The sequence below is a fragment of the Aequorivita aquimaris genome (assembly GCF_001573155.1).
Classification (GTDB): Bacteria; Bacteroidota; Bacteroidia; order Flavobacteriales; family Flavobacteriaceae; genus Aequorivita; species Aequorivita aquimaris.
Map to the genome: position 1 here is coordinate 357,596 of NZ_JRWG01000003.1, position 25,799 is coordinate 383,394.

Annotated in this window: 21 protein-coding genes; 14 read left to right on the top strand and 7 right to left on the bottom strand. The window is 38.2% G+C overall.

Going from position 1 to position 25,799, the window contains the following annotated elements; genetic code table 11:
- Positions 1–85 precede the first annotated feature (85 nt).
- The 5 genes from LS48_RS06970 to LS48_RS06990 all read left to right on the top strand — a co-directional run bounded on the left by LS48_RS06970 (position 86) and on the right by LS48_RS06990 (position 6,039).
- Positions 86–1,651 carry an SDR family NAD(P)-dependent oxidoreductase gene (locus LS48_RS06970; RefSeq protein WP_062621533.1) on the top strand — a complete coding sequence of 522 codons (1,566 nt, stop codon included), beginning with the start codon at positions 86–88 and terminating at the stop codon, positions 1,649–1,651.
- Positions 1,652–1,661: 10 nt separating this feature from the next.
- Positions 1,662–1,883: a VF530 family protein gene (locus LS48_RS06975; protein WP_062621370.1), complete on the top strand. Its 222-nt coding sequence runs from the start codon at positions 1,662–1,664 to the stop codon at positions 1,881–1,883.
- Between the two features lie 95 nt (positions 1,884–1,978).
- Complete coding sequence (locus tag LS48_RS06980; RefSeq protein ID WP_062621371.1) at positions 1,979–3,532, top strand: DEAD/DEAH box helicase; 1,554 nt, start codon at positions 1,979–1,981, stop codon at positions 3,530–3,532.
- A 155-nt stretch (positions 3,533–3,687) separates the two neighbouring features.
- Positions 3,688–5,034, top strand: coding sequence for a DEAD/DEAH box helicase (locus LS48_RS06985; RefSeq protein WP_062621372.1), 1,347 nt, complete (start codon positions 3,688–3,690; stop codon positions 5,032–5,034).
- A gap of 66 nt (positions 5,035–5,100) precedes the next feature.
- Positions 5,101–6,039, top strand: a complete 939-nt coding sequence (locus tag LS48_RS06990) for an EamA family transporter (protein ID WP_062621373.1) — start codon at positions 5,101–5,103, stop codon at positions 6,037–6,039.
- A gap of 120 nt (positions 6,040–6,159) precedes the next feature.
- On the opposite strand, the gene LS48_RS15180 is transcribed toward LS48_RS06990, so the two are convergent.
- Positions 6,160–6,315 carry a lmo0937 family membrane protein gene (locus LS48_RS15180; RefSeq protein WP_117590215.1) on the bottom strand — a complete coding sequence of 52 codons (156 nt, stop codon included), beginning with the start codon at positions 6,313–6,315 and terminating at the stop codon, positions 6,160–6,162.
- Between the two features lie 322 nt (positions 6,316–6,637).
- On the opposite strand from LS48_RS15180, the gene LS48_RS06995 reads away from it, so the two are divergent.
- From LS48_RS06995 to LS48_RS07005, 3 genes are all read left to right on the top strand, one after another.
- The gene (locus LS48_RS06995; protein WP_062621374.1) at positions 6,638–8,893 is read left to right on the top strand and encodes an ATP-binding protein; all 2,256 of its coding nucleotides are present in this window, start codon (positions 6,638–6,640) and stop codon (positions 8,891–8,893) included.
- Positions 8,894–8,933: 40 nt separating this feature from the next.
- The gene (locus LS48_RS07000; RefSeq protein ID WP_062621375.1) at positions 8,934–9,602 is read left to right on the top strand and encodes a response regulator; all 669 of its coding nucleotides are present in this window, start codon (positions 8,934–8,936) and stop codon (positions 9,600–9,602) included.
- Between the two features lie 323 nt (positions 9,603–9,925).
- Positions 9,926–10,240 carry a hypothetical protein gene (locus tag LS48_RS07005; RefSeq protein ID WP_062621378.1) on the top strand — a complete coding sequence of 105 codons (315 nt, stop codon included), beginning with the start codon at positions 9,926–9,928 and terminating at the stop codon, positions 10,238–10,240.
- 195 nt (positions 10,241–10,435) lie between these two features.
- Here the strand turns inward: LS48_RS07005 and LS48_RS07010 are convergent, their stop codons facing one another.
- The gene (locus LS48_RS07010; RefSeq protein ID WP_062621380.1) at positions 10,436–10,870 is read right to left on the bottom strand and encodes a hypothetical protein; all 435 of its coding nucleotides are present in this window, start codon (positions 10,868–10,870) and stop codon (positions 10,436–10,438) included.
- 136 nt (positions 10,871–11,006) lie between these two features.
- On the opposite strand from LS48_RS07010, the gene LS48_RS07015 reads away from it, so the two are divergent.
- Positions 11,007–11,684 (top strand): DUF2461 domain-containing protein, encoded by a 678-nt coding sequence (locus tag LS48_RS07015; protein WP_062621382.1) that lies wholly within the window; start codon positions 11,007–11,009, stop codon positions 11,682–11,684.
- A 61-nt stretch (positions 11,685–11,745) separates the two neighbouring features.
- Here LS48_RS07015 and LS48_RS07020 read toward each other — a convergent pair whose 3' ends face one another.
- Positions 11,746–12,150 carry a hypothetical protein gene (locus LS48_RS07020; RefSeq protein WP_062621384.1) on the bottom strand — a complete coding sequence of 135 codons (405 nt, stop codon included), beginning with the start codon at positions 12,148–12,150 and terminating at the stop codon, positions 11,746–11,748.
- A 163-nt stretch (positions 12,151–12,313) separates the two neighbouring features.
- On the opposite strand from LS48_RS07020, the gene LS48_RS07025 reads away from it, so the two are divergent.
- Positions 12,314–13,858 carry a bifunctional ADP-dependent NAD(P)H-hydrate dehydratase/NAD(P)H-hydrate epimerase gene (locus tag LS48_RS07025; protein WP_062621385.1) on the top strand — a complete coding sequence of 515 codons (1,545 nt, stop codon included), beginning with the start codon at positions 12,314–12,316 and terminating at the stop codon, positions 13,856–13,858.
- Positions 13,859–13,929: 71 nt separating this feature from the next.
- On the opposite strand, the gene LS48_RS07030 is transcribed toward LS48_RS07025, so the two are convergent.
- Entirely contained in the window at positions 13,930–15,297 is a 1,368-nt protein-coding gene (locus tag LS48_RS07030) for a TlpA family protein disulfide reductase (RefSeq protein WP_062621387.1), read from the bottom strand.
- A gap of 180 nt (positions 15,298–15,477) precedes the next feature.
- Here LS48_RS07030 and hutH point away from each other — a divergent pair, with 180 nt between their 5' ends.
- Positions 15,478–16,986: a histidine ammonia-lyase gene (gene hutH, locus LS48_RS07035; RefSeq protein ID WP_062621389.1), complete on the top strand. Its 1,509-nt coding sequence runs from the start codon at positions 15,478–15,480 to the stop codon at positions 16,984–16,986.
- A 39-nt stretch (positions 16,987–17,025) separates the two neighbouring features.
- Positions 17,026–17,913, top strand: a complete 888-nt coding sequence (locus LS48_RS07040; RefSeq protein WP_062621391.1) for a T9SS type A sorting domain-containing protein — start codon at positions 17,026–17,028, stop codon at positions 17,911–17,913.
- 12 nt (positions 17,914–17,925) lie between these two features.
- On the opposite strand, the gene LS48_RS07045 is transcribed toward LS48_RS07040, so the two are convergent.
- Positions 17,926–18,303 (bottom strand): hypothetical protein, encoded by a 378-nt coding sequence (locus LS48_RS07045; RefSeq protein WP_062621393.1) that lies wholly within the window; start codon positions 18,301–18,303, stop codon positions 17,926–17,928.
- Positions 18,304–18,389: 86 nt separating this feature from the next.
- Positions 18,390–20,942, bottom strand: a complete 2,553-nt coding sequence (locus tag LS48_RS07050; protein ID WP_062621394.1) for an ATP-dependent Clp protease ATP-binding subunit — start codon at positions 20,940–20,942, stop codon at positions 18,390–18,392.
- 258 nt (positions 20,943–21,200) lie between these two features.
- On the opposite strand from LS48_RS07050, the gene gyrA reads away from it, so the two are divergent.
- The gene (gene gyrA, locus LS48_RS07055) at positions 21,201–23,723 is read left to right on the top strand and encodes a DNA gyrase subunit A (protein ID WP_062621395.1); all 2,523 of its coding nucleotides are present in this window, start codon (positions 21,201–21,203) and stop codon (positions 23,721–23,723) included.
- A gap of 10 nt (positions 23,724–23,733) precedes the next feature.
- A complete protein-coding gene (locus LS48_RS07060) occupies positions 23,734–24,996 on the top strand; it encodes a tetratricopeptide repeat protein (RefSeq protein WP_062621396.1) in 1,263 nt (420 codons plus the stop codon).
- 53 nt (positions 24,997–25,049) lie between these two features.
- Here the strand turns inward: LS48_RS07060 and LS48_RS07065 are convergent, their stop codons facing one another.
- Positions 25,050–25,799, bottom strand: coding sequence for a C40 family peptidase (locus tag LS48_RS07065; protein ID WP_062621397.1), 750 nt, complete (start codon positions 25,797–25,799; stop codon positions 25,050–25,052).

The following is a 25,799-nucleotide window of genomic DNA, read 5'->3' on the forward strand; positions in this document are numbered from 1 at the left end:
CACATTCAAACTGTGACTATATTTGCCGAAAAATTAATATATGCCAGAGCAGGTTTTTGAAACGGAAACTTCCATAAAGGAAGAAATGGAGCATTTAAACAAATCCGTTGGCGAAAATTCAGTAAAGAGAGAAATAAATACCGAAGAAATAGCGAAATGCATCGCCATTCTTGAATATTTAAACAGCAATACAGATCAAATTTTTGAGATTCCAAAAGAGCAACGCACCGCTTTAATAAAAGCATCCGGACAACTATCACGACCCAATCGCGATGAGTTTTCCCGAAGAAAGAAAGACGCAAAGAAGGCAGAAAAACGTAAACAAGCCAATAAAGACCGAACCGCCCGAAGGGAAACGGGAATACGAAGCGCTCGCGAAAACGTGGTTTTTATAGCTCCAAAACTATTGCAGGCTGCAGATTTAGCTTCCAAAAAAGAACTTGAGCTTGAAACCCCACGCAACTGCTACGTCTGTAAAACGCTCTACACAAAATTGCATCACTTTTACGATACGATGTGTACCGAATGTGGCGATTTCAATTACGCAAAACGCTTTCAGACTACAGATTTAACTGGACAGGTAGCTGTTATGACCGGTTCCCGCTTAAAAATTGGGTATCATATTTCATTAATGCTTCTTAGGGCTGGAGCGACTGTTGTGGCTACTACAAGATTTCCGGCAGACTCTGCATATCGCTTTGCACAGGAAGATGATTTTCATCAATGGGCAGACCGTTTAAAGATTCACGGTTTGGATCTTCGACATATTCCGAGTGTTGAAATTTTCTGCAATTACATTGAGCAGAAATATGAAAACCTCGATATTCTAATAAACAACGCGGCACAAACGGTACGTAGACCGGCAGGCTTTTACCAACATTTAATGGCGAAGGAGGAAATGCCTTTTGAAGAACATCCACAGTTCGTAAAGAACTTATTGCACGATCATATTAATTGTTTGCAAGAATTGAAAACACTTACTGCAGACATTGGTAAAAACAAAAACCTTCCTGTAACATGGCACGGTGCTGAACCGGGAATTGGTATTCGCGCTTCTGCAAAGCTTTCGCAGATACCGTATAGTTTTGACAATTCTTTAAGCGCAAAAGAAGTTTTTCCCGAAGGAAAATTGGATGCAGATTTACAGCAAGTTGATCTTCGGAAAACAAATAGTTGGCGTTTAAGGCTTGGTGAAATTGAGACTACTGAAATGATTGAGGTTCAGCTTGTAAACTCTATTGCTCCTTTTGTGCTTTGCAACCGTTTGGGCGAAATTATGAAGAAGAAAAACACGGGAAAAAAGCACATTATAAACGTTTCGGCAATGGAGGGGAAATTCCACAGATTCTTCAAAGAAGATCGTCATCCACATACCAATATGGCCAAGGCTGCGCTCAATATGCTCACACATACCGCAGCTGGAAGTCTTGCCAAAGAAGGAATTTACATCAATGCCGTAGATACAGGCTGGGTTACAGATGAAGACCCGGTAGAATTGGCAAAACGAAAAATGGAACTGCATGACTTTCAGCCACCGCTTGATATTGTTGATGGCGCCGCCCGTGTAATGGATCCACTGATTGATGGTATAAACACTGGGAAACACTGGAGCGGAAAGTTTTTAAAAGATTATAGGCCGATTGACTGGTAAAAAATAAACTATGGATAACCAACAACCCAATAACCCTTTGCACAAAATTAAACTTGCGGATATTCTTGAATACCTTGTGGAATATTATGGCTGGGAGGTTTTGGGTGAAAAGATAAAGATCAATTCCTTCAACAACAATCCGTCCATTAAATCGAGTTTGAAATTTCTTCGGAAAACACCGTGGGCACGGGAAAAAGTTGAGCAACTTTATTTAAAGACTAAGCAGAAATAGAATATCAGAAAATTCGTTCGTAATAAATCTGGTATTTCTTCTTTCAAAACCTATAAAAGGATGTAGTTTTGCAATCCCGCAAAATGAGGATTTTTATGGCTGAGATTAAAGACGCGATTCAAGAAAAAAAAACTGATAAAGAACTGTATAGCTACCAAAAAGGCGCTATAGACAAGATTTTTGAAAAGTTTGAGACCGCGCCAGATGATTATCATTTGCTATACCAATTGCCTACAGGTGGTGGAAAAACGGTAATATTTTCTGAAATTGTCCGTCAATATTTAAAAAACCACAACAAAAAAGTTCTTGTAATGACCCACCGTGTGGAGCTTTGCAAGCAAACTTCAGAAATGCTTACCAGTTTCGGTGTGGTAAACAAAGTGGTGAACAGCACTGCAAATCTCGATGATCAAGAAAAATACAGTTGTTTTGTCGCGATGGTGGAAACGCTGAACAACCGTTTGAACGATAATAAATTGGACATTTCGGATATAGGCCTTGTTATCATTGACGAAGCGCACTATAACTCATTTACAAAACTTTTCAAATTTTTTGAAAAGTCCTTTATACTTGGCGTTACAGCTACTCCTTTAAGTTCCAATCGTAACCTTCCTATGAAGGATAATTATGACGAACTCATTGTGGGCGAAAGTATTCAATCCTTGATCGAAAATGAGTTTTTGGCTGAAGTGGAAGTCTTTCAATACAATATGGGGCTTACTTCACTGGAGATTGGCTCCAATGGAGATTATACGGTAAAATCCTCGGATGACCTTTATTCCGCCGTTGGAATGCTTGACCAGCTTTATCAGGCATATTTGAACCATTCCAAAGGGAAAAAGACTTTGATCTTTAACAACGGAATCAATACTTCCATACAGGTATATTACCATTTGAAAGCGGAAGGTTTGCCCATTATGCACTTGGACAATACTGCTACCAAAAAACAACGCAAGCAGATTTTAAAGTGGTTCCACGAAACGCCCGATGCTATTTTGACTTCGGTAAGTATATTGACTACAGGTTTTGATGAACCTACGATTGAAACTATTATTTTGAATAGGGCTACACGTTCGTTGACGTTGTATTTCCAAATGATTGGCCGCGGTTCGCGTATTTTGAACAATAAGTCGAAGTTTTCCGTTATTGATTTGGGAAACAATTACCAACGTTTTGGTCCTTGGGAAGCACCTTTGGATTGGCAGGCAATTTTCCGTTCGCCAGATTATTATATGGATCGTTTGCTCAGCGATGAGGAGCTGGAAAGCCATTTTAGGTACGAAATGCCCGATGAGCTTCGCAACGAATTTGCCAATAGCAAAGAGGTTTATTTCGATATAAAGGAAACCTACCAAGAAGCTACTTTTAAAGGCGAATCCTCAAAAGTAGTATTGGAGCGCTCTATTGCCCAACACGCCTATATTTGCATAGAAAACAGCGAAGACGTTTATGATGCGCTTGGCCTTGCAAAAATGCTTGGCGATGATATAGACCACCGTATTGAGAAGTACTCACAGTGTATCAGCAAGAGTACACATAACTTTATAAGTTGGCTAAAAGACGATTATCGTCTAAAATTACGCAGTTATCTTCGGGATAATTTTGATACTGTTTTTGAGGAAATCCACGGGCATCCACCGGAGGAATAGGATTGTTGATTTCAGGTTTCAGGTTTCAGGTTGCAAGTTTTAGGTTTTTGTTGTTAGGATTTATGTAATAGACAAATTTTAATCAACGAAGCTCGAAGCCCTATTTTACGAATCCCCAATTTACAAAGCATTATATTTGCACCAAACAATCCTCTATGGAATCATTCAATGAGCTTAACATTTCCAAGCAACTGCAGTATGCCATTGCTGATCTTGGTTTTGAAAAACCCACGCCCATACAGGCGCAATCGTTTTCGGTAATTATGTCGGGGACCGATATGGTTGGAATTGCACAGACGGGAACAGGAAAAACCTTTGCCTACATGCTTCCCATTTTGCAGGACTTAAAGTTTTCAAAGGAAATAAATCCGAGGGTTTTGGTAATGGTTCCCACAAGGGAACTGGTATTGCAAATAGTAGAGGAAATTGAAAAGTTTGGGAAATATTCTTCCATTCGGGTAATTGGCGTTTTTGGAGGCACAAACATCAACCGTCAAAAGGAAGCCGTTGCCGAAGGAGCCGACATAATCGTTGCCACTCCGGGACGATTGTATGATTTGGTGGTAAGCCGTGCCCTTCAGCTAAAGGCTGTAAAGAAAGTGGTGATTGATGAAGTAGATGTAATGCTCGATCTGGGCTTCCGGTTTCAGCTTACCAATATTTTGGAGCTGCTTCCCAACAAGCGCCAAAACATTATGTTCTCGGCAACGATGACCGATGATGTAAATGTGTTTATCCACGATTTCTTTATTGTGCCTACTACGGTATCGGTGGCCGTTAGCGGAACGCCATTGGAGAATATTTCGCAATACGCTTACAAGGTTGAGAATTTTTATACAAAAGCCAATCTGCTGAAACATTTGCTTCAGAATGAAAACGATTTTACCAAAGTACTCGTCTTTGTTCCGAATAAAAAAAGTGCCGATTTGCTTTTTGATATTTTGGATGAATTCTTCGGAAGTGAAGTTGCCGTAATCCACAGCAACAAAACACAGAATTACAGAATCCGTTCCATAGAAAACTTCAACGCCGAAAAAACGCGTATTCTTGTAACAACAGATGTTATGGCGCGCGGTTTGGATTTGGACCAGATAAGCCACGTTATCAACTTTGACGCGCCCAACTTCCCCGAAAACTATATGCACCGCATAGGCCGTACCGGAAGGGCAGAGCAGGAGGGAACTTCCATTTTGCTCTACACCGAAAAGGAAGAGGATGCAAAGGCGGCTATCGAAAGCTTGATGGATTTACAAATTGAGGAACTTGATTTTCCAAAAGAAGTTGAAATCTCAAAACAACTAACTTATGAGGAAAAACCACAAGTTGTTGAAATCAACAACCCTAATAACGTGGAAGAAGTAGGTCCCGCTTTTCATGAAAAGAAAGAAAAAAACCGAAAGGAAAACCAAGGCGGTTCCTATAAACGAATCATAAAACAGAAATACAAAAAACCCAAAACAAGAGGCGATAAAAATTACAACAAGCGTAATAAAAGAAAGTAAGTTTTATGTAACCATTTATTAATCCAAGCATCTGAAAAATCTAACATTTCAACCATTCCAACTACTCTGAAAGCACAAAGCACCCTTTTAATAGTCCTTGCCTTTTTCTCCATTTATGTTATTTGGGGTTCTACATATATGCTCAATAAGGTTGCCGTTGCGGAATTGCCACCTTTCTTTTTGGCGTCCATTCGTTTTACATCGGCTGGGCTTCTCATATTTATCATAGCTAAATTACTGGGTAAAAGCCTTGCCATTACTCGAAAACAATTTCAGAATGCTTTTATAGTGGGTGTACTGTTTCTATCGTTCGGCAACGGTATTATTGTGTGGGCATTAAAATATGTTGACAGTGGTTTCGCTGCCTTAGAGATTTCTGCGCAGCCTTTGGTGGTTTTGCTACTTATGTGGCTACTGCAGGGCAAGCGCATCAAGCCAATGTCCTTGGTGGGTGTGGGCCTGGGAATTGTAGGAATTTTTCTGCTCGTTGCACAAAAACAACTCATTGCCCAAGAGGGAACGGTATTGGGAATGGTGATGATATTTGCCTGTATGCTCAGTTGGGCCTACGGCAGTCTTTTTGTGGGTAAAGCAGACCTTCCTAAAAACTTTTTTGTAAATACGGGATACCAAATGTTTACAGCCGGAATTACGCTAGCATTAGCCAGTTTGCTATTTGGGGAACAATGGATTGCACCGGGCCAATGGGGAGCCCCCGTACAATGGAGCATGGTATTGTTGATTGTTTTTGGAAGCATTGTAGCCTTTACATCTTTTAACTTTTTGCTTAAAGTTGTATCACCAGATAAAGTTGCTACTTCCACTTATGTAAATCCTATTATCGCCCTAATCTTGGGGTGGTATATTTTAAACGAAGAAATCACCACCCAATCCATCATCGCCGCCGCCGTGCTTTTAACGGGAGTGTACTTCATTAATACTACCAAGACAACGGTTACGGTACCAAGATTTTCTGGTAAAGTAAAAAAGAACGGTAAGTTTTAATTGTTTTGAAGCAACTTTGAAAAAGTTGGGAGCATGGGGTGCAGCATTTTGAAATATAATATTAAAGAGCGTTTCTGAATAAAATATAAAAAAGCGCTCTTTAAATTTGATTGTTAAATATTACGCTTTCCTTCCCGTAAGCAGTTGATAAATTATCATTATAACCGCAATAACAAGCAAAATGTGAATAATTCCGCCTATGGCAGGAAATACTAAAAAGCCAAATATCCAGCCAATTACTAGAAGGACTACAATAATCCATAAAATGTTACCCATAGTTTTGTTGTTTAAATGTTAGTTGAGTGAAGTTAGTTTTTAAGTTGCAGCTTCCTTAGCTTATATCAATTTAATCATAACTCATATAGGTGTGGATGTCTTTACGGGTTTTTAATGAAATGAAATAAATACAGAATGATGTATTCAATTAACTATTTTCTGAAACCTATCATCTTAAAAAAGAAGCACATAGGTTTTGATAGATAAATAGTGTGATTTTCATTCGCTTTCAAGCTTTTGGGGTTTAAGTGAATTGTATATATTTATGTTCTTAAAATAGTTATGATTCCTCAATAATTTATTTAAAAACCTTCAACTAATTGTGATATTAACCAAAACCAATTCTGCCTTTTTAAATTCAACTCCTTTCGCCAACCTTTTAAAATCACTTCTTTTTCCAACTGCATTATTGCTATTTGCCACTAGCATCGCCCAATCAGAAATTGACAGCCTTTCACAACTCATCAATGATGAAGCAAATCCATCCCAAAAGGCAGGGTTACTGCTAAAGCGTGGGGTTTTGTTCAGTAAGAACGAACGTCAAAAAGGCTTTGATGATCTTGAACAGGCACTTATTTTTTTTAGTGAAAAGGGTGATGATCAAGGCGAAACCGATAGCTATATAGCTTTTGGAAACCTTCATTTTATTTATGGAGAACCACATGAGGCTGCACGTTACGACTCTCTTGCTATGCAATTGGCCAAAAACATTCAGTATAAAAAAGGCAGGGCTGTGGCCATTGGTAACTTGGGCAGGGAGTTTATAAACCTTGGCGACCTTAACAAAGCTGAAACACTTATTAAGGAAGCCATTGCGATAGAAGAAACTTTTAAGCCGCTGGACAAAGACCGACTTGCGGAATTATATAACCGCTATAACATTATTGTAAGCGCTAAAGGAAATTATTTGGAAGGATTGTCGCTAATAGAAAAAGCTATAGCACTTTCCAAAGGCAGCAAGAACGATAAACAGGTTTCGCTTATATATTCCAATTATGCAAATACCCTCTCGCGGCTTTCCAAATTTGATGAGGCAGTGAAAGCCCATTTTAGGGTAATAAGGCTTTGTGAAAAAATGAAGGATACCACCGGCCTGTTGCGCGTCTACAACAATCTTGGGATTGCTTTCCGAAATGGTGGCGAGTTTGATAAGGCCATTACTTATTACAAAAAAAGCATCGCTCTTGCTAAAGATGCAGCCAATTATAAGTCCCTGGGCTTAAATTATGTTAACTTGGCGACCGTTTACAGTGAGAAGGGACAGTTGGAAGCTATGGACACCCTTTATCGACAGGGTATTGAGTATTTTGAAAAAGCATCAGACATTGGAGGTATTGCTTTTGCCAACCATAATTATGGTAATTTCTTGGTAATTTCTAAGAATTATACCGAAGCAGATAAACGGCTGGAAAAGGCCTACAAATTGCGTAAACAAATAGGGGCAGAGCTGGCGGCGGCGAGTTCTCTTTCTGTTTTGGGGAAATCAGCAATGGAACAAAAAAATTGGAAAAAAGCCGAAGAATATCTTTTGGCCGCGGAACCAATTTATAAGGGAAAAGCACGTGAGAACAGAAATTTAAAAGAACTTTATGGCTATTTAAAAACACTTTATACCGAAAAGGAAAATTTTGAAAGGGCACTATATTATCAAACCCAGGAGCTTGAACTTGAAAAATCAATTTTCACTGAAAATGAAAAGATAAATGCCTTAAAGACCGAGACCACGTATGAGATGGAAAAACGCGATATGGAAATGTCGCTTCAAAAACAAAAACAGGAACTGGAAAGGCAGCGATTGCTATTGATTGGCGGAAGTGTATTGCTCATTTTATTTCTAACCTCGCTTTCTCTTTGGCTTCGCCGTAAACAACTGAAAGAGCATCATCAAGCACAGCTAATAAATATTGAACAGGAACACCGCTTATATCTTGCAAAATCTTTAAAAAACGCAGAACAGCAAGAGCGTAAAAAGATAGCCCACAAACTGCACGATGAAGCGGGTTCTATTTTGTCCATTGCCATTTTAAACTTAAAACAAATACAAGCTGATGTTTTTAAAAGAGAAAGGAAAACACAGGAAAAGCTGGAAACTACCCAAAAATTGTTGGGAGATATAAGCGAAAGCGTAAGAAACATCAGCCACACCCTAATGCCGGTAGCTTTGGAAAAATATGGTTTAAAAGCCGCTATTCACGATATTGTTAACGCCGTAAACACATCCCAAAAGCTTACAGTTGAAGAGATAATTGAGGGACTGGATGACACAAGCAGCTGGAGCGAGGAATATTGCCTTACCGTATATCGTATAGTACAGGAGGCTATGAACAACATAATAAAGCACGCCCAAGCAACCCACGTACTTTTACAATTGGTAGAATTGGAAGATTCCGTAACCGTTTATATTGAAGATAACGGCAAGGGAATAGACAGCAACTTACGAAAAGATGGCATAGGCTTAAAAATGCTAAAAAACAATGTGGCATACCTAAATGGAACCATCGAAATTAACGGCAATTCAAACAATGGCACCTTTATCTTGGCTGAACTGCCCATTGAAATAACAAAGAAGACAAAATAGTGTGTAAACCCTAAGAGCTTTAATTATAAAGAAAGACCTAATGCAAGAAGTCCCCAACTTTTCAGAAAAGCATATAAAAGTAATTATAGCCGACGACCATCCATTAATAATAAAAGGAATTACCGAGATACTGGAAAAATACCCACGGTTTACCATCGTTAATACCTATAATAACGGCCATACCCTAATGCAATCCACATCCTTACCCGATGCAGATGTGCTCTTGCTGGATTTGAATATGCCCGGCAAGGATGGCCTGCAGGTATTGGAAAAAATCAAAGCGATGCATCTCAAGCTCCAAATACTGGTGTTGACTTCCTATTTTTCCAAACAATTGGCAGAGCAATGCCATGCTGCTGGCGCCAAAGGATATATATTGAAGTCGGACAATTTGGATAAGCTTGCGGACACCATTTTGGAAGTGCTGGACGGCAAGACGGTGATGCCTAATTTTAGTGAAAAGACAGAAGAATACGTAAATGATTTTAGCTATTTAGATGATTTTTTGAAGAAGTATAATCTTACCAAACGTGAAGTAGAGGTAATACAAATGGTTTGTAAAGGATACAGTTCACAAGAGATAGCTGATAAATTGTTTCTTTCCAGTTTTACAGTACAAACTCACCGCCGTAACATTTTTAAGAAGCTTAATATAGAGGGAAATACCATTGCGCTTTACAAATTTGCTTCACAACACGGATTGGTTTAAAAAAGTTATGGTATAAATCTTATTATTCATCAAATTTGAAAACAAATCTAGTTTTCAAATAAAAAATAATTCAAGCACCCATAAGTTGGCATAGCCGATAATATCTCAGCTTTTATTGTTAGCCTTCTCGCTGTAAGTCTTCTCGTTACGGGAATATTAATGTGGTATAAACGGGAAAATTTATGAAGAGAAAACTTAAAAAAACATTGCATAATAAAAAACTGAACTAAAAAACATTTTATCAAAATTCACTATATATAGTAATTTAACATTATTTTCCCTGTTTACAGATTGACAAAAAAATTGGTTAGCATACTTGAAAAATGACTAGAGAAAGACGAAATAAACCAATGGCAGCCTCTGCTTATATAGGAGCGGGGAATAAATTTTCCGTTATTACTAGAAAGGCAAGGCCTCCCTTTGAAAGAATTAAAACTATTAATGGAGAGGAGCATAGCAAACTTATAAAGAACAAGCCTGAAAATCACCAACAACAACTAACAAAAATACAAAGGGCAGATCTAAAAAAGAAAGTTGAGGGTATAGTTCGTTCAGAAACAAGGGTACGTATACTAACTGTCTGCCTAAGCATTTTGATCACACTTGTTATTTTTGGAATAGTATACTATTTATTGTGATCAATAGAAAAAAAACGGCCTTATTTTCATGACTGTTACAATCCATAGATCGTCACTTTTACAAAATTTGAGTATATAGCAAACCCTTACTACGTTTCAAAAAATTATCATACAAGCATTCATTGTTGGACTTTATTCGCTTATAAGGTTATCAGGCAGTCTACAGCTTTTTTATATTTTGCTTTTATTTTAAACTTAGGTAAGCCATCCATTACGCGCCGCACCCTTGCTATAAAAATATTCAAAAATTGCTAGAGCTATAACGATAAGTGGCATAATCAACGATTGTGGGCCCATCTTATCTATTATGTCCATACCAAACATCCAGTACAGTTGAAGTATAAGTACTGCAATTAGGGAAAGTAAAAATACACCTACTGCCATATTTTTGCGCATCAATAACAATACGCTGGCCAATAATCCACTAAAAACAGCTAAGCCGTAAACATACATACTCCATGAGGGAGCACTTGCCATAATCTCCACTTGCTCAGGCGGAAGAGTGGCTCTTATTTCTTCTGTCATCAGGAAATATTCATAAAGCCAAAAATAAACACCTATTAAGTTCCATAAAAGCGCGAGCACGGCAATGATCCAAAAGGCCGTGTTTGGTTTTGTAGTTGCATTCATAATAAATTGGTTTTAAGGTTGTTCGTATAAATGTAGGAAAATTTTTTGTGAAGTGGTTATGGGGATTTGAACGTTTTACACAAAACAAACCACAAACCCAAATATTCCCTATCTTTCCAAAACAAAAACAAAAAACATGATCCCAACCATTTCCAAAACCGCTTTCGATTTCCTGTTACAACTGAAGAAGAACAACAACCGCGAGTGGATGCAGGAACATAAAAAGGAATATATGGCCAACGAGAAAGCATTAAAAGAATTTTATGCAGCTGTGGAAAGAGGCCTAAATACCACCGATGAAATTGCCAAGACAAAAATATTCCGCATAAATCGCGACATCCGTTTCAGTAATGACAAAACACCCTATAATGTGCACCGAAGTGTTAGTTTCAGTAGGGCAGGGGCACAACGACGCGGAGGTTATTATTTGCGGTTGGAACCCGGAAACAGTTTTATGGCCGGGGGTTTTTTTGATCCCAATCCAGCAGATTTGTTGCGGATCCGAAAAGAGTTTGAAATGGACAGTACTGAAATACGGAAGGTTTTGGCAACGAAGGATTTTAAAAATGCCTTCGGAGATTTCAATCAGGAATATGCCGTTAAGACAGCACCCAAAGGTTTTGATAAAGACGATAAAAACATTGATTTAATTAGGCTGAAAAGCTTTTTCGTAACCCATAGCTTTTCCGACGAAGAAGTATTTGCAGCAGATTTTAAAGACAATTTAATTAACCATTACCAATTGCTCCGCCCATTCTTCAATTATATGAGCGATGTGCTGACGACGGATTTAAACGGGGAATCTTTGTTATAGAATTAGGACTGCCAAAACAATCCAACTATTTGCTGGTCTGTTTTTGCCAATTCTTATTAAATCATGCAAAATCGTATTCCAAAAGCTGTATGTTGCTTTTCAAGCGTTCCTTTACTATATCCATCATCCGTTTGTTCAGTGCTGAGGAATTTTTAATATAAATCTCAAATTCTTCAAGTGTAAATTGACCAATGATAATACCTTTCAATGAATTTCGGAATTTCATATCCTTATGGATGGCGTTTTCTATATAGTCCAGTCTCTTTTCGATAGTAAGATCGTAAAAAACGTTTTTATGCTTTGCCGCATAATTCCTGAAAACTGCCAATAAAAGTTCATTTTGAAGCTTTGCCACAGGACGCAGCGTCTTGTTTTGAAAAAATTCGTCGGCAGACATGTTAGCGTTGATTTTAGCAGAGGAAATTTCGGGGCGCATACGGAGCAGTAAACTATCTCGTGTTTCCATATATGGTTTTTTCTAAAATTAGAAATAATCAAAGGCTTTTTGGAAGGAAGTGCAATTAGTTATAAACGTTCTTTTCAACAATGCGAAGGAATGTTATCTTTGGAATTGACCGTAATAAAAGTGGCGGTTAAAAATTTCCTGAATCAACAAAACGATTATACGAATGAAAATATTTTCAGCAGAACAGTTATACGAAGCAGATAAAATCACGATTGAAAAACAACAGATTACTTCAGAAGCGTTGATGGAGCGCGCCGGTACGCAGATTTTTAATTGGTTGCACCAACGGTTAAATGGAACGCCCGTGCCCATTCGCATATTCTGCGGTATTGGCAATAATGGTGGAGATGGACTGGTAGTAGGGCGGATGCTTATTGAACACGGCTACAATGTTATTGTATATGTAGTAAACTGCAGCGACAAGCGTTCCAAAAACTTTTTGATCAATTACGACAAAATAAAAAACGTAACAAAAAAATGGCCCCTATTGATGAAGGGCGAAAGTGATTTTCCTGAAATAAATCCAGAAGATATTATTGTGGACGCCATTTTTGGAATCGGTTTAAATCGTTGCCCCGGTGGATGGGTGAAGAAATTAATCCAGTATTTGAATGAAAGCAAGGCTTTTAAACTTGCTATTGATATACCCAGTGGGTTGTATTCCAATTTGCCGTTGGAAGATACCGAAGCTGTATTGAAAGCCAACCATACCTTGACTTTCCAAACCCCAAAGCTTTCCTTTTTTTTACCGGAAACGGCTTCTTTTGTTTCAAATTTTGATGTTTTGGAAATAGGCTTGGATATTGAATTTCTACAAACAACCGAACCCATAGGCCAACTGATTTCAAAATTGGAAGCACAGCGTTTTTACAAACCCCGAGAAAAATTTGACCACAAAGGCACCTATGGCCACACCCTAATAGTTTCGGGAAGCTACGGAAAGATGGGAGCGGCGGTGCTCTCAACTACTTCAGCCTATAGAATTGGTGCTGGTATGGTAACTGCATTTGTACCTAAATGTGGTTATGCTATTATTCAGACCACGATTCCCGAGGCCATGGTAATTACCGATAAAGAAGATGATTATTTAAGTAATATTTCTTTTGATTTTGAACCTTCAGCAATTGGAATAGGCATGGGCATCGGGAAAAATGATACTACTGTAGCTGCTTTTAAAAAAATATTGCAGAATAAGGATATTCCTTTTGTTATTGACGCTGATGCATTGAATATTCTTTCGGAAAATAAAGCTATGTTAAAACTTCTTCCGAAGAATTCAATATTAACACCACACCCTGGGGAATTAAAACGACTAATTGGCGAATGGAAAAATGATTATGAGAAACTTGAAAAAACAAAGAAATTTTCAGAAAAATATGAAGTTGTAGTAATAATAAAAGGCGCTTATACAATCACTGTTTATGGAGATAAGCTATATATAAATACCACTGGCAACCCCGGAATGGGAACCGCTGGCAGTGGCGATGCATTGAGTGGTGTGATTACGGGCTTGCTTTCACAGGGTTATGATGCTTTGCTCGCTTCCGTATTTGGGGTATATCTTCACGGTCGTGCGGGTGATATTGCTGCGGGACAACTGGGATATGAAGCAGTGATGGCTGGTGATGTTATAGATAATCTTTCGGAAGCCTATCTGGATTTGTTTGTTCGCGAAGAATTGTCTTCAGAAGAATCTGCTGAAAAATGAAAGCCATGAATACGCGAATAATTTTTACATGTAATCCGTGAATTCATGGCCTAAAATTTCGGGAAATATTTTTACATCAGTCCGTCAATTAATTTTCTCAGTTCTGGGTCAGATGGACGGGGAGCATCGGCTGATACGATATTTCCCTGTGGATCAATTAAAATAAACCTAGGGATTCCTAATATTGCATAATCCTTTACAAATTTGGAGTTCCAATTATTATCTGCCATAAGTTGAATGCCGCCCAATTCCTTAGCAGAAACCATTTGTTTCCACTTATCGTAATCTTTTGGTTCGTCAATAGAAATACTCACAAATTCAATATTATTGTTATGGTATTCTTTTTCAACTTCCTTTAAGGAAGGAATTTCGCGGAGGCAGGGGCCACACCAAGTTGCCCAAACATCAATATAAACATACTTTCCCTTTAGGTTCTCAAGCGAGGTATAACCACCTTTGTGATTTTCAAAATTAAAAGTAGGCGAAGGGTTCCCCTTTGTAATAGTTTTAAGTTTGTTGTAGCGCTCCGTAAGCGCCGCTAAATTTTCAGAACCTGGATTACTGTTTTTGTAAATATTGAAAACCTCTTCTAACCTTTCATTGGGTTTAAGGCCGAACTGTAGATAAGAACTCATAATTCGTTCTTTGGCATACCCATCTGGAAGATTTTCATCCACTTTTTTTAAATAAAGAATGGCTTGATCAACATTGCCATTTTCAGCGGCTGCCTCAGCTGCCAATCTGTTAAAATGTGCATCGAGTAAGCTCTGGTAGGCCACTGAATTACGATACGCAAGGGTGTCCGTATAGTTTACATTTTTCAATTCATCGTAAAAACTATCAGAAACTTTAAAATCTGTATTACCGTTGTAATAGCGATGTGCCTCTTGGTAATTCTCCAACATTATGGCCCGTGCGTATTTATCCTCCACGGAAAGTTTTTCTTTGAAATTTTCATTAGTTATACTATTGGCGGTGTAGAGACTATCAAAGCTTTTCTGATTCTTGTCCAATTGCTTAAAAAAGTCAGCTTCATCCATTGAAAAAATTTCTTTATAGTCTAGATTTTGCTCGTTCCAAAGATATTTTGCAGCTAAAAAGTTATTGATGTTGCCCAAATCGCCAGTATATTTTAGCGTTTCATCAAATTCATTAGCGTTCAGTGTTACTGAAAGTGTTTTCCCTTTTTCCAAATAAATTCCGGTACGTTCACGGCCTACATACATTTCATAAAAACCGTCCGTTTTTATATGAAGTGTATCTAAAAAGGAGCCGTTTTCACCTATTTGTGTTCTTTGTTCAAAATCGTTTCCGCGCACAAATACGGTTTCTGCAGTATTATTTTCAACAGTACCGCTGAGTATGGAGTATTGTGGTTTTTCTTCCTGCTCACAGGCAATTACTAGAAGTACCAAAAAGAATAAGCCTATTTTTTTCATTTACTGTATTTTTTATAATTTCACCGTAAAATTACATATAGAAACTACATTTCCATTAACAATGACAGTTAATTTTAGTAACTGCATATTAATATATAGAACTTCTACCTAGCTTTTGAAACGAGGAAAGGTGGCATAGCAATTAAAAAACATTATTTTTGCCGAAAGAATACCTTCCCAATGAAAACACATTATATTAGTTCAGAAATCCTCGATTTGTCCACAATCAAGGATATTATTGAAAATCATACCAACCTTGCCCTTTCCGAGGAAGCCCAACTAAATATAAAAAAGTCCAGAGAATATCTTATCAATAAAATGAAAGACAACCAAACTCCGGTTTATGGTATAAACACGGGTTTCGGCTCTTTGTGCAATGTGAAGATTTCCTCAGAAAATCTATCAAAACTGCAGGAAAATTTGGTGATGTCCCACGCCTGCGGCACTGGGGAATTTGTTCCAAAACCAATTATAAAATTGATGCTTTTGCTAAAAATACAATCATTAAGTTATGGTTACAGTGGAGTTCAGATTGAAACCGTAGAACGATTGATTGATTTTTTCAATAATGATATATTGCCTGTAATTTACTCGCAGGGAAGTTTGGGTGCCTCTGGCGATTTGGCGCCCTTGGCCCACCTTTCATTGCCCCTGTTGGGCAAGGGCGAAGTATATTACGGCGGCGAGCGTATGCAAGCTGATAAAGTGCTGAATAAATTCAATTGGGAACCCATAACCCTACAGGCAAAAGAGGGGTTGGCTTTGCTAAATGGAACTCAATTTATGAGCGCCTATGGCGTGTATTGTCTTTTAAAAAGTTACAAACTATCCTATTTGGCAGATTTAATAAGCTCCGTATCCATTGATGCCTTTGATTGTAATATGAGTCCTTTTAATGCTTTGGTTCATCTGGTGCGGCCACACCGAGGGCAGGTAAAAACTGCCGAGCAAATATTAGAGTTTTTGGAAGGTAGTGAACTGGGACTTTCTGAGAAGAAAAATGTGCAGGATCCCTATTCTTTCCGGTGCATTCCACAGGTTCATGGAGCAACAAAAGATACTATACATTTTGTTCACAAAACCTTTAAGACTGAAATTAATTCGGTAACCGACAATCCGAATATTTTCGTGAAAGAAGACGTTATTATTTCCGGTGGAAATTTTCACGGACAACCATTGGCACTAGCTTTGGATTATTTAGCAATCGCAATGGCAGAATTGGGTAATATTTCAGAAAGAAGAACCTATCAATTGGTTTCTGGGCTTCGGGAATTACCGGCATTTTTAGTGAACAATCCTGGTTTAAACAGTGGCTTTATGATTCCGCAATATACTGCCGCCAGTATTGTGAGTCAGAACAAACAATTGGCCACGCCAGCTTCCGTAGACTCTATAGTATCATCAAATGGACAGGAAGACCACGTGAGTATGGGAGCCAATGGCGCTACCAAATGTTTGCGCATTATTGAAAACCTAGAAACTATTCTTTCCATTGAATTAATGAATGCCTCACAGGCATTAAAATTTAGGGAGCCGAAGAAATCTTCACCTTTTATAGAATCATTTTTAAAACCATATAGGTCTATTGTTCCATTTATTGAAGACGATAGGTTGCTTGCCGATGATATTCACGCAAGTATAGCATATATACAGTCAATGGATGTGGATGGGGAAATACTTTTTGGATAAAAGCGGTATCTTAACCATTTGAACCAAATATGGTATGTTATGAAATCTTTCTTAGTAATAGTTTTACTTTTTTTAAGTTGTCAACCAATTTTTGCACAAGACTATAAGCCCATTTTAGATTACCGAAACGAATGGCATTTCACTACTTGTAATTTTGGTTGTTATACCGATAAATATTATACTGATGGAGATACCTTGGTTGATGGAAAGATGTATAAAATACTTGAAGGGTACCATTTTATATCCAGAACTTTTTTGTTACGGGAAGATGTTTCAGAAAGAAAATTATACTTTTTGAGGATACGCCCCAGTGGTGGCCTTGAGGAATATTTGTTATACGATTTTACTCTTGAAGTGGGGGATACAATAAATATGCAAAACCCAATAACGCCATTTCCTCAAGACGGAGGTTACTTTAGGTTAGATTCAATTGTGCCAAGACCATTGGTAGATGGCCTAGATTACGATTATTTCTACTTTTCACCAACACCTTCAAACCCTATAAGTACAGAGAATGCAGTTTGGGTGGAAGGAGCAGGCTCACTTTCACTCATTAATGCTCCGGGAGGATATCCTAATCTTAACGGCGTGGGTGCTTTGAGTTGCTATTTTAAAAACACTGAGGTTTTTTATGCAAATTTAGATTCTATTGACGATTGTGTGCCAGTTTATATGAATGTGAAGGAGAATCCGCTGGAGGAGGTGATTGTTTCAAAATCCACTAATAGCGGTGTTTATTTGTTGAACAATACAATGAGCGTGAAAGATGCTAATGTGTATGATTTAAGAGGTAAGAAATTGATAACCCTTCAAAATAGCTTTAATAAGACGATGGCTATTGATCTATCTGGCTATAGCCCAGGAATGTATATTGTAGTTATACGTTCAATAGCGGATACAAAAAGAACTTTTAAGGTAATAAAATAAGAGCCTAGACCACTAAAAATCCTCATTCTCAATAAGTTGATTGACCCAATTTTTGGCATCATCAAGATTCGAAAAGACTTCTAATGGTTTTTTAAGAAAAAGCCTTTCAATCTCAGCATTCTTTATTTTATGTTCCTCATTTGAAACTATTGCAAAAGCGACTAGATTTTCAATTTGTGAAGTTTTCAAATAAACCATTGGGTCTACCGCATAGCTGTTTTTACGGTAAGTAATATATGCAAATGGTCTATTGTGAAAATAAGTATGGGCAATTTCAACAAGATGATCATTGTATTCAGGTTTAACTGTGGTGCCTTCTTTCATTATGGCAATAACGAAATTTTTGAAGACATTAATTTCACCAAACTCATAAAATAATGCTTTAATCATAAATAAAAATATTACTCCCTAAAATACAAAATTTTAGGGAGTCATTATTGTTTTGAAAATCTGTTGTCCTTAAAAAGGAAAAGAACCTACGATTCCGTTGGTTTCTTTTGCTTCTTGATTTTTATGGTGAGTTCATTGGACTTTTCGTCAAGATCCATAGTTATTGTATCACCTTCCTGCAGGTTGCTTTTTATGATCTCTTCTGCTAGGGCATCTTCAATATATTTCTGAATGGCCCTGTTTAGCGGTCGTGCACCGTATTGTTTGTCAAAACCTTTATCGGCAATAAAATCCTTCGCTTTTTCGGTTAGCTTTAATTCATACCCTATATCTGAAATGCGGGCATATAGTTTATTCAATTCAATATCAATAATTTTATGGATATCTTCTCTTTCCAAGGCATTGAATACCATAACGTCATCAATACGATTCAAAAACTCTGGTGCGAAAGTTTTCTTTAGGGCATTTTCAATAACACTTTTGGTGTGCGATTCCTCCTGGCTCTTTTTTGCAGCGGTACCAAAACCAACGCCTTGACCGAAGTCTTTTATTTGACGGGCTCCAATGTTGGAAGTCATAATGATAATAGTATTTCTAAAATCAATTTTTCTTCCAAGGCTGTCTGTTAAATAACCATCATCCAAAACTTGAAGCAACATATTAAACACATCTGGATGCGCTTTTTCAATTTCATCTAAAAGAACAACTGCATAAGGTTTTCTTCTAATTTTCTCGGTAAGTTGTCCACCTTCTTCATAACCCACATACCCTGGAGGAGCTCCCACTAAGCGGGAAATAGCGAATTTTTCCATATACTCGCTCATATCAATGCGAATCAACGCATTCTCAGAGTCAAACAATTCACGGGCCAATACTTTTGCCAATTGTGTTTTACCAACACCCGTTTGTCCTAAGAAAATAAAGGAACCTATAGGTTTATTTGGATCTTTCAATCCGGCACGGTTTCTTTGAATTGCTTTAACCACTTTAGCAACTGCTTCATCCTGACCAATTACTTTTCCTTTAATTCGGTCGGGGAGTGCAGCGAGTTTTGTGGTTTCGGTCTGTGCAATTCTGTTTACGGGAACACCGGTCATCATGGAAACTACTTCCGCCACATTTTCCTCATCAACAGTTTCCTTGTGAAGTTTTGAATCGGCTTCCCATTTTTCTTGTTCTACAGCAAGCTCTTTTTCAAGATTCTTTTCATCATCTCGAAGTTTTGCCGCTTCTTCATATTTCTGCTTTTTAACTACGGTATTTTTCAGTTCGCGGACTTCCTCCAATTGTTTTTCAATTTTCAGAATTTTATCTGGAACATGGATGTTTGTAATATGCACACGAGAACCAGCTTCATCCATAGCGTCAATAGCCTTGTCTGGAAGAAAACGCTCAGTCATATATCTATTTGTAAGTTTCACGCAAGCCTCAATAGCTTCATCTGTATATATTACATTGTGGTGTGCTTCGTACTTATCTTTTATATTTTTAAGGATCTCGATGGTTTCTTCAACGGTTGTGGGTTCCACCAATACTTTTTGAAAACGTCTTTCAAGAGCGCCATCTTTTTCAATATATTGACGGTATTCATCGAGGGTAGTGGCACCGATGCATTGAATTTCGCCTCTGGCAAGTGCAGGTTTGAACATATTTGAAGCATCCAAAGAACCCGTAGCGCCACCAGCACCAACGATTGTGTGAATTTCATCGATAAAAAGAATAATGTCGTCATTCTTTTCAAGTTCGTTCATTACGGCTTTCATACGCTCTTCAAACTGTCCGCGGTATTTGGTGCCAGCCACTAGGCTTGCCAAGTCTAGCGTTACCACTCTTTTGTCATAAAGAATACGAGAAACTTTACGTTGAATTATTCGTAATGCCAAACCTTCTGCAATTGCTGATTTTCCTACACCAGGCTCACCGATTAGCAACGGATTGTTTTTCTTTCTTCTACTTAAAATTTGGGAAACACGTTGTATTTCACTTTCTCGACCCACAACGGGGTCTAGCTTGCCTTCTTCGGCCAAAGCAGTCAAATCTCTTCCGAAATTATCCAAAACAGGGGTTTTGGACTTTTTGTTTGTTTTTGCAGTAGTTCCGGAAAATAAGTTTTCCTTGTTGGCATCCTCAGCCGAAGTATCATCATCATTTGGAAATGATTCTGCACTCGGGGTGTCTATATAATCGTCGTCGTTTGTAATCATAAGTTTAAATTGATCCTTAACCACATCATAGTCCACCTTCATTTTGTTCAACAGTTTTGTCGTCGGATCGTTTTCGTTCCGAAGAATACACAACAGCAAATGCGCCGTGTTAATGGAATTGCTCTGGAAAAGCTTTGCCTCCAAAAAGGTAGTCTTCAGCGCCCTTTCCGCTTGACGGGTTAAATGTAGGTTCTTCTTATCGTTTGTATTTGTAGTAATGCCGGGGTTGGCAGGACTTAGAATTTCCACTTTTCTTCTTAAGTGGTTCAAGTCAATGGCCAATGCGTTGAGAATGGTTACAGCCTTACCGTTACCATCTCTTAAAAGCCCGAGCATTAAGTGCTCTGTGCCAATAAAATCGTGGCCTAGGCGAAGGGCTTCTTCTTTGCTATAGGCAATTACATCTTTTACTCTTGGGGAAAAATTATCATCCATATTTAAAATCCTCTCTTCTTAATATAAGTACTAAATTAACCAAAATAGGACAAAAACTGTTCCTCTTTGATATCATTTTAGTAAAAGGACAAAATATATAGTGGAATTCAAAGGATATTCCAGGATACTTATTAACGATTTCACCCCCTAAATTTGTTAATAAATTCGTGAATAACAGCTGTCAAAAACCCCTGTTAAACCTAGGAAAAAGTGTATCTTGCTCCATTAGTTCAACAACGATAATTAAACCTATTTTTTATGGCTGAAGGTGATAAAATAATCCCTATTAACATTGAAGATGAAATGAAATCTGCCTACATCGATTATTCGATGTCGGTCATAGTGTCACGTGCGCTGCCAGATGTTCGCGATGGAATGAAACCCGTTCACCGAAGAGTTTTGTTCGGAATGCACGAACTGGGCATTAGAGCTACGGGCGCACATAAAAAATCTGCGAGAATTGTGGGAGAAGTTCTCGGTAAATATCACCCGCACGGTGATACCTCGGTTTATGATGCCATGGTGCGTATGGCCCAAGAGTGGAGCTTGCGCTATTTGTTGGTTGATGGCCAAGGAAACTTTGGTTCCGTTGATGGCGATAGCCCAGCAGCAATGAGATATACAGAAGCTAGGATGCAGAAAATTTCTGAAGAAATGCTTGCTGATATTGATAAGGAAACCGTTGACCATCAATTAAATTTTGATGATACCTTAAAAGAGCCAACCGTACTTCCAACCCGCGTTCCGGGGCTTTTGATCAATGGAGCTTCAGGTATTGCAGTGGGGATGGCTACAAATATGCCGCCGCACAACCTAACCGAAGTTGTAAACGGAACGATAGCATATATTGAAAATAACGATATTGAAATTGATGAGCTGATGCAGCACATTAAAGCTCCTGATTTTCCTACCGGTGGAATAATTTACGGATATGAAGGGGTTCGCGAAGCTTTTCACACAGGTCGCGGTCGCGTGGTAATGCGTGCCAAGGCGAGTTTTGAAGAGGTAAACGGAAGGGAGTGTATTGTGGTTTCTGAAATTCCATATCAAGTGAACAAGGCAGATATGATTAAAAAAACTGCCGATCTAGTAAATGATAAAAAAATCGAGGGTATTTCCAATATCCGCGATGAGAGTGATAGAAAGGGTATGCGCATTGTTTATATATTAAAGCGCGACGCAATTCCGAATATCGTTCTTAATATGCTCTTCAAGTATACTGCATTGCAATCAAGTTTCAGTGTAAACAATATTGCATTGGTGAACGGAAGGCCGCAATTATTAAACTTAAAGGAATTGATTCACTACTTTGTGGAGCACCGCCACGAGGTTGTTGTGCGTCGTACAGAGTATTTGCTTCGCAAAGCCGAAGAACGGGCGCATATTTTGGAAGGTTTAATTATTGCCTCTGATAATATTGATGAAGTAATTAGATTGATCCGCGCTTCTTCCAATGCCGATGAAGCAAGGGAGCGGTTGATGGAATCCTTCAAACTTACAGAAATTCAGGCCAAGGCTATTGTTGAAATGCGACTTCGCCAATTAACAGGTCTGGAACAGGATAAATTGCGCAGTGAGTATGACGAACTGATGAAAACCATTGGCGACTACAAGGAGATTCTAGCCAGTAAAGAGCGTAGAATGCAAATTATCAAAGAAGAACTCGAGGAAATTCGCGATAAATATGGCGATGAGCGCCGCTCTACAATTGAATATGCAGGAGGGGATGTAAGTATTACAGATTTGATTGCAGATGAGCAGGTGGTTTTAACTATCTCGCACGCAGGCTATATTAAGCGTACTTCCCTCTCAGAATACAAAACACAGAATAGAGGAGGGGTTGGGCAAAAGGCTTCGGCTACACGAAATGAAGATTTCTTGGAGCATTTATTTGTAGGAACTAACCACCAATACATGCTTTTCTTTACCCAAAAAGGAAAATGTTTCTGGATGCGCGTTTTTGAAATTCCCGAAGGAACACGAACTTCAAAAGGAAGGGCTATTCAAAACCTTATAAATATTGAGCCGGATGATAAAGTGAAAGCTTTCATCTGTACTCAGGATTTAAAAGATGAAGCGTATATAAATAGCCATTATGTAATTATGGCCACCAAAAAAGGACAGGTTAAGAAAACCCCATTGGAGCAATATTCAAGGCCAAGAACTAACGGTATCAATGCGATAACCATTCGAGAAGACGATGAATTGCTTGAAGCAAAATTGACCACTGGAAACAGCCAAGTAATGTTAGCTGTAAAATCTGGGAAAGCCATTCGTTTTGAAGAGGAAAAAACCAGACCAATGGGTAGAAATGCCTCTGGAGTTCGTGGAATTACACTCGGCAATGAAAAGGACGAAGTTGTAGGCATGATTGCAGTAGATGATGGCGATTCTGAAATCTTGGTTGTTTCAGAAAATGGTTACGGAAAAAGATCTTCTATTGAGGATTATCGAATCACCAACCGAGGCGGAAAAGGAGTAAAAACTATTAATATTACCGAAAAAACCGGTAAATTAGTAGCTATCAAGAATGTAACCGATGATGATGACTTAATGATTATCAACAAATCTGGGATTGCCATTAGAATGGCCGTAGCAGATCTTCGAGTTATGGGTCGTGCCACTCAAGGGGTGCGATTGATAAAAGTTAGAGAAGATGATGCCATTGCAGCAGTAGCAAAAGCTATGAAAGACGACGATGACGATGTAGAAATCTTAGAAGAACCCAATGATGGCACCACTCTTGATAATAACGAAACTCAAACCGAAAATAACGAATAAACTTTAACACATGAAAACACGAATTTTAATAACAGGACTGGCTTTTGTATCTGCTATTTCATTTGGACAAAAAAAAGAAATCAAAAAAGCCGAGAAAGCCGTAAAATCTAATGAGTATAGTGAAGCATTAACATATTTGGGAGAAGCAGAAGCTATGCTAGGGAGTGCAGATAATGACATGAAAGCGGAATTTTATGCCGTGAAGGGAGAAGCTCTTTTAGGCTCAGCTGGAAGTGATTTCAAGAAATTAAAGGGTGCTGCTGAAGCGTTCAGTACTTCTATTTCCCTAAACCCAAAAATTGAGTCTGAAATAAGTGAGCAATTGCAAAACTTAAGAGCCACACTAATCAATAGCGCAATAAAAGACCAAAATGCGCAACAATATAAAATGGCAACTGATAAATTGTATACCAGTTATATGGTTACAAAGAAAGATACTTCTGATTTATATTTTGCAGCCGGAAATGCTGTGAATGGTCAGGATTATGATACCGCTATTAAATACTACCAAATGCTATTGGATCTTGGCTATACGGGCGCTACAAAAGAGTTTGTAGCTACAAGTAAAGAAACAGGTCAAGTAGAAGCTTTTGAAAATGAGAACATTCGAAACATTGCAGTAAAGTCTGGTGAATTTATTAAACCTGAATCTCGTGTTACCGAATCCAGAAAAGGAGAAATACTTCGCAATATGACACTTATTTATATTGAAAGAGGTGATACCGAAAAAGCAAAAGCATTAATTAAAACTGCAAGAGCAGAAAACCCTGATGATGTTTTCCTTATGAGAGCTGATGCTGATATGAGTTATAAAATGGGCGATAATGCAAGATATAACGAATTGATGGAAAAAATTGTAGCTTCTGATCCTGAAAATCCTGAGCTTTATTTTAACCTAGGTATTAGCAACGACCAATTGGGCAACCAAGAAAAAGCTTTGGAATATTACAATAAGGCATTAGAGCTGAGACCCGATTATGAGGCAGCGTTAATTAATCTTGCTGCTTTGAAGCTATCTGGAGAAGATAAAATTGTTGAGGAAATGAATAGCTTAGGAAATTCTGCCGCAGACAATAAAAGATACGATGAGCTTAAAAAACAACGCGAGCAATCATACAAAGAGGCGTTGCCATATTTAGAGAAGGCCAGAGCAATCAATCCTTCCAACCAAAATGTACTTAAATATTTAATGAATATTTATAGTCAGATTGGGGAAGATGCAAAATACAAAGAAACTAAGGCCAAACTTGAAGCATTGGAAGCTCAAGGATAAAAGCTTCATAACTATATAATCAAAAACCCCTGAAATATCAGGGGTTTTTCTTTTTATATAATTCTTTTTATTACTCTAAGTTTGTGGGTGTGGTTGCGCATTTCATAGTTGAAAATACCACTATGATCCAATCTATCAATGCGTACTTTTCCGTGGGCGTGGATAATGTAGTTATCCTTCATAATAATTCCTACATGGGTAATTTTCCCTTCGTCATTATCAAAAAATGCCAAATCGCCCGGCTCACTTTCCTCAATAAAACTCAAAGCTTCTCCTTGGGTTGCCTGCTGGCTTGCATCGCGGAGCAATTTATAGCCATTAAGTTTATAGACCATTTGCGTAAAACCACTGCAATCAATACCAAAAGGCGTTTTGCCGCCCCATAGATATGGGGTATTTAAATAGAGTAGAGCAGTTTCGACCAAATGTTCCTTCGGATGTTTTGCCGAAACTGATTTTCCTTCGAAATGATGTTTTAAATAAGCAGCTGCGGAAATATTACTTCCCAAACAAATGGAAAACAACTGATTATCCGGCGCGGTAACAAAATCTACCAAATCTGATGAAAGCCCCACCGGTTTCTTTTCAAAATCGGAATAATCTTCTTCGGCTATATTAAAAAATTGCTTGTTGTCTATCCAACCTTCATATTTGTCAAAAGCCAAGCGGATTCGACTCCACTTTTTACGGGTTTCCAATATTTTGAAATGTTCGCCGTAAAGTACTTGCGTCACCATTTCACTCGCATCGGAAGCTTCGGCTCGAAGTGGGACCACACTTAAATTACAGATACCGTAATCCAT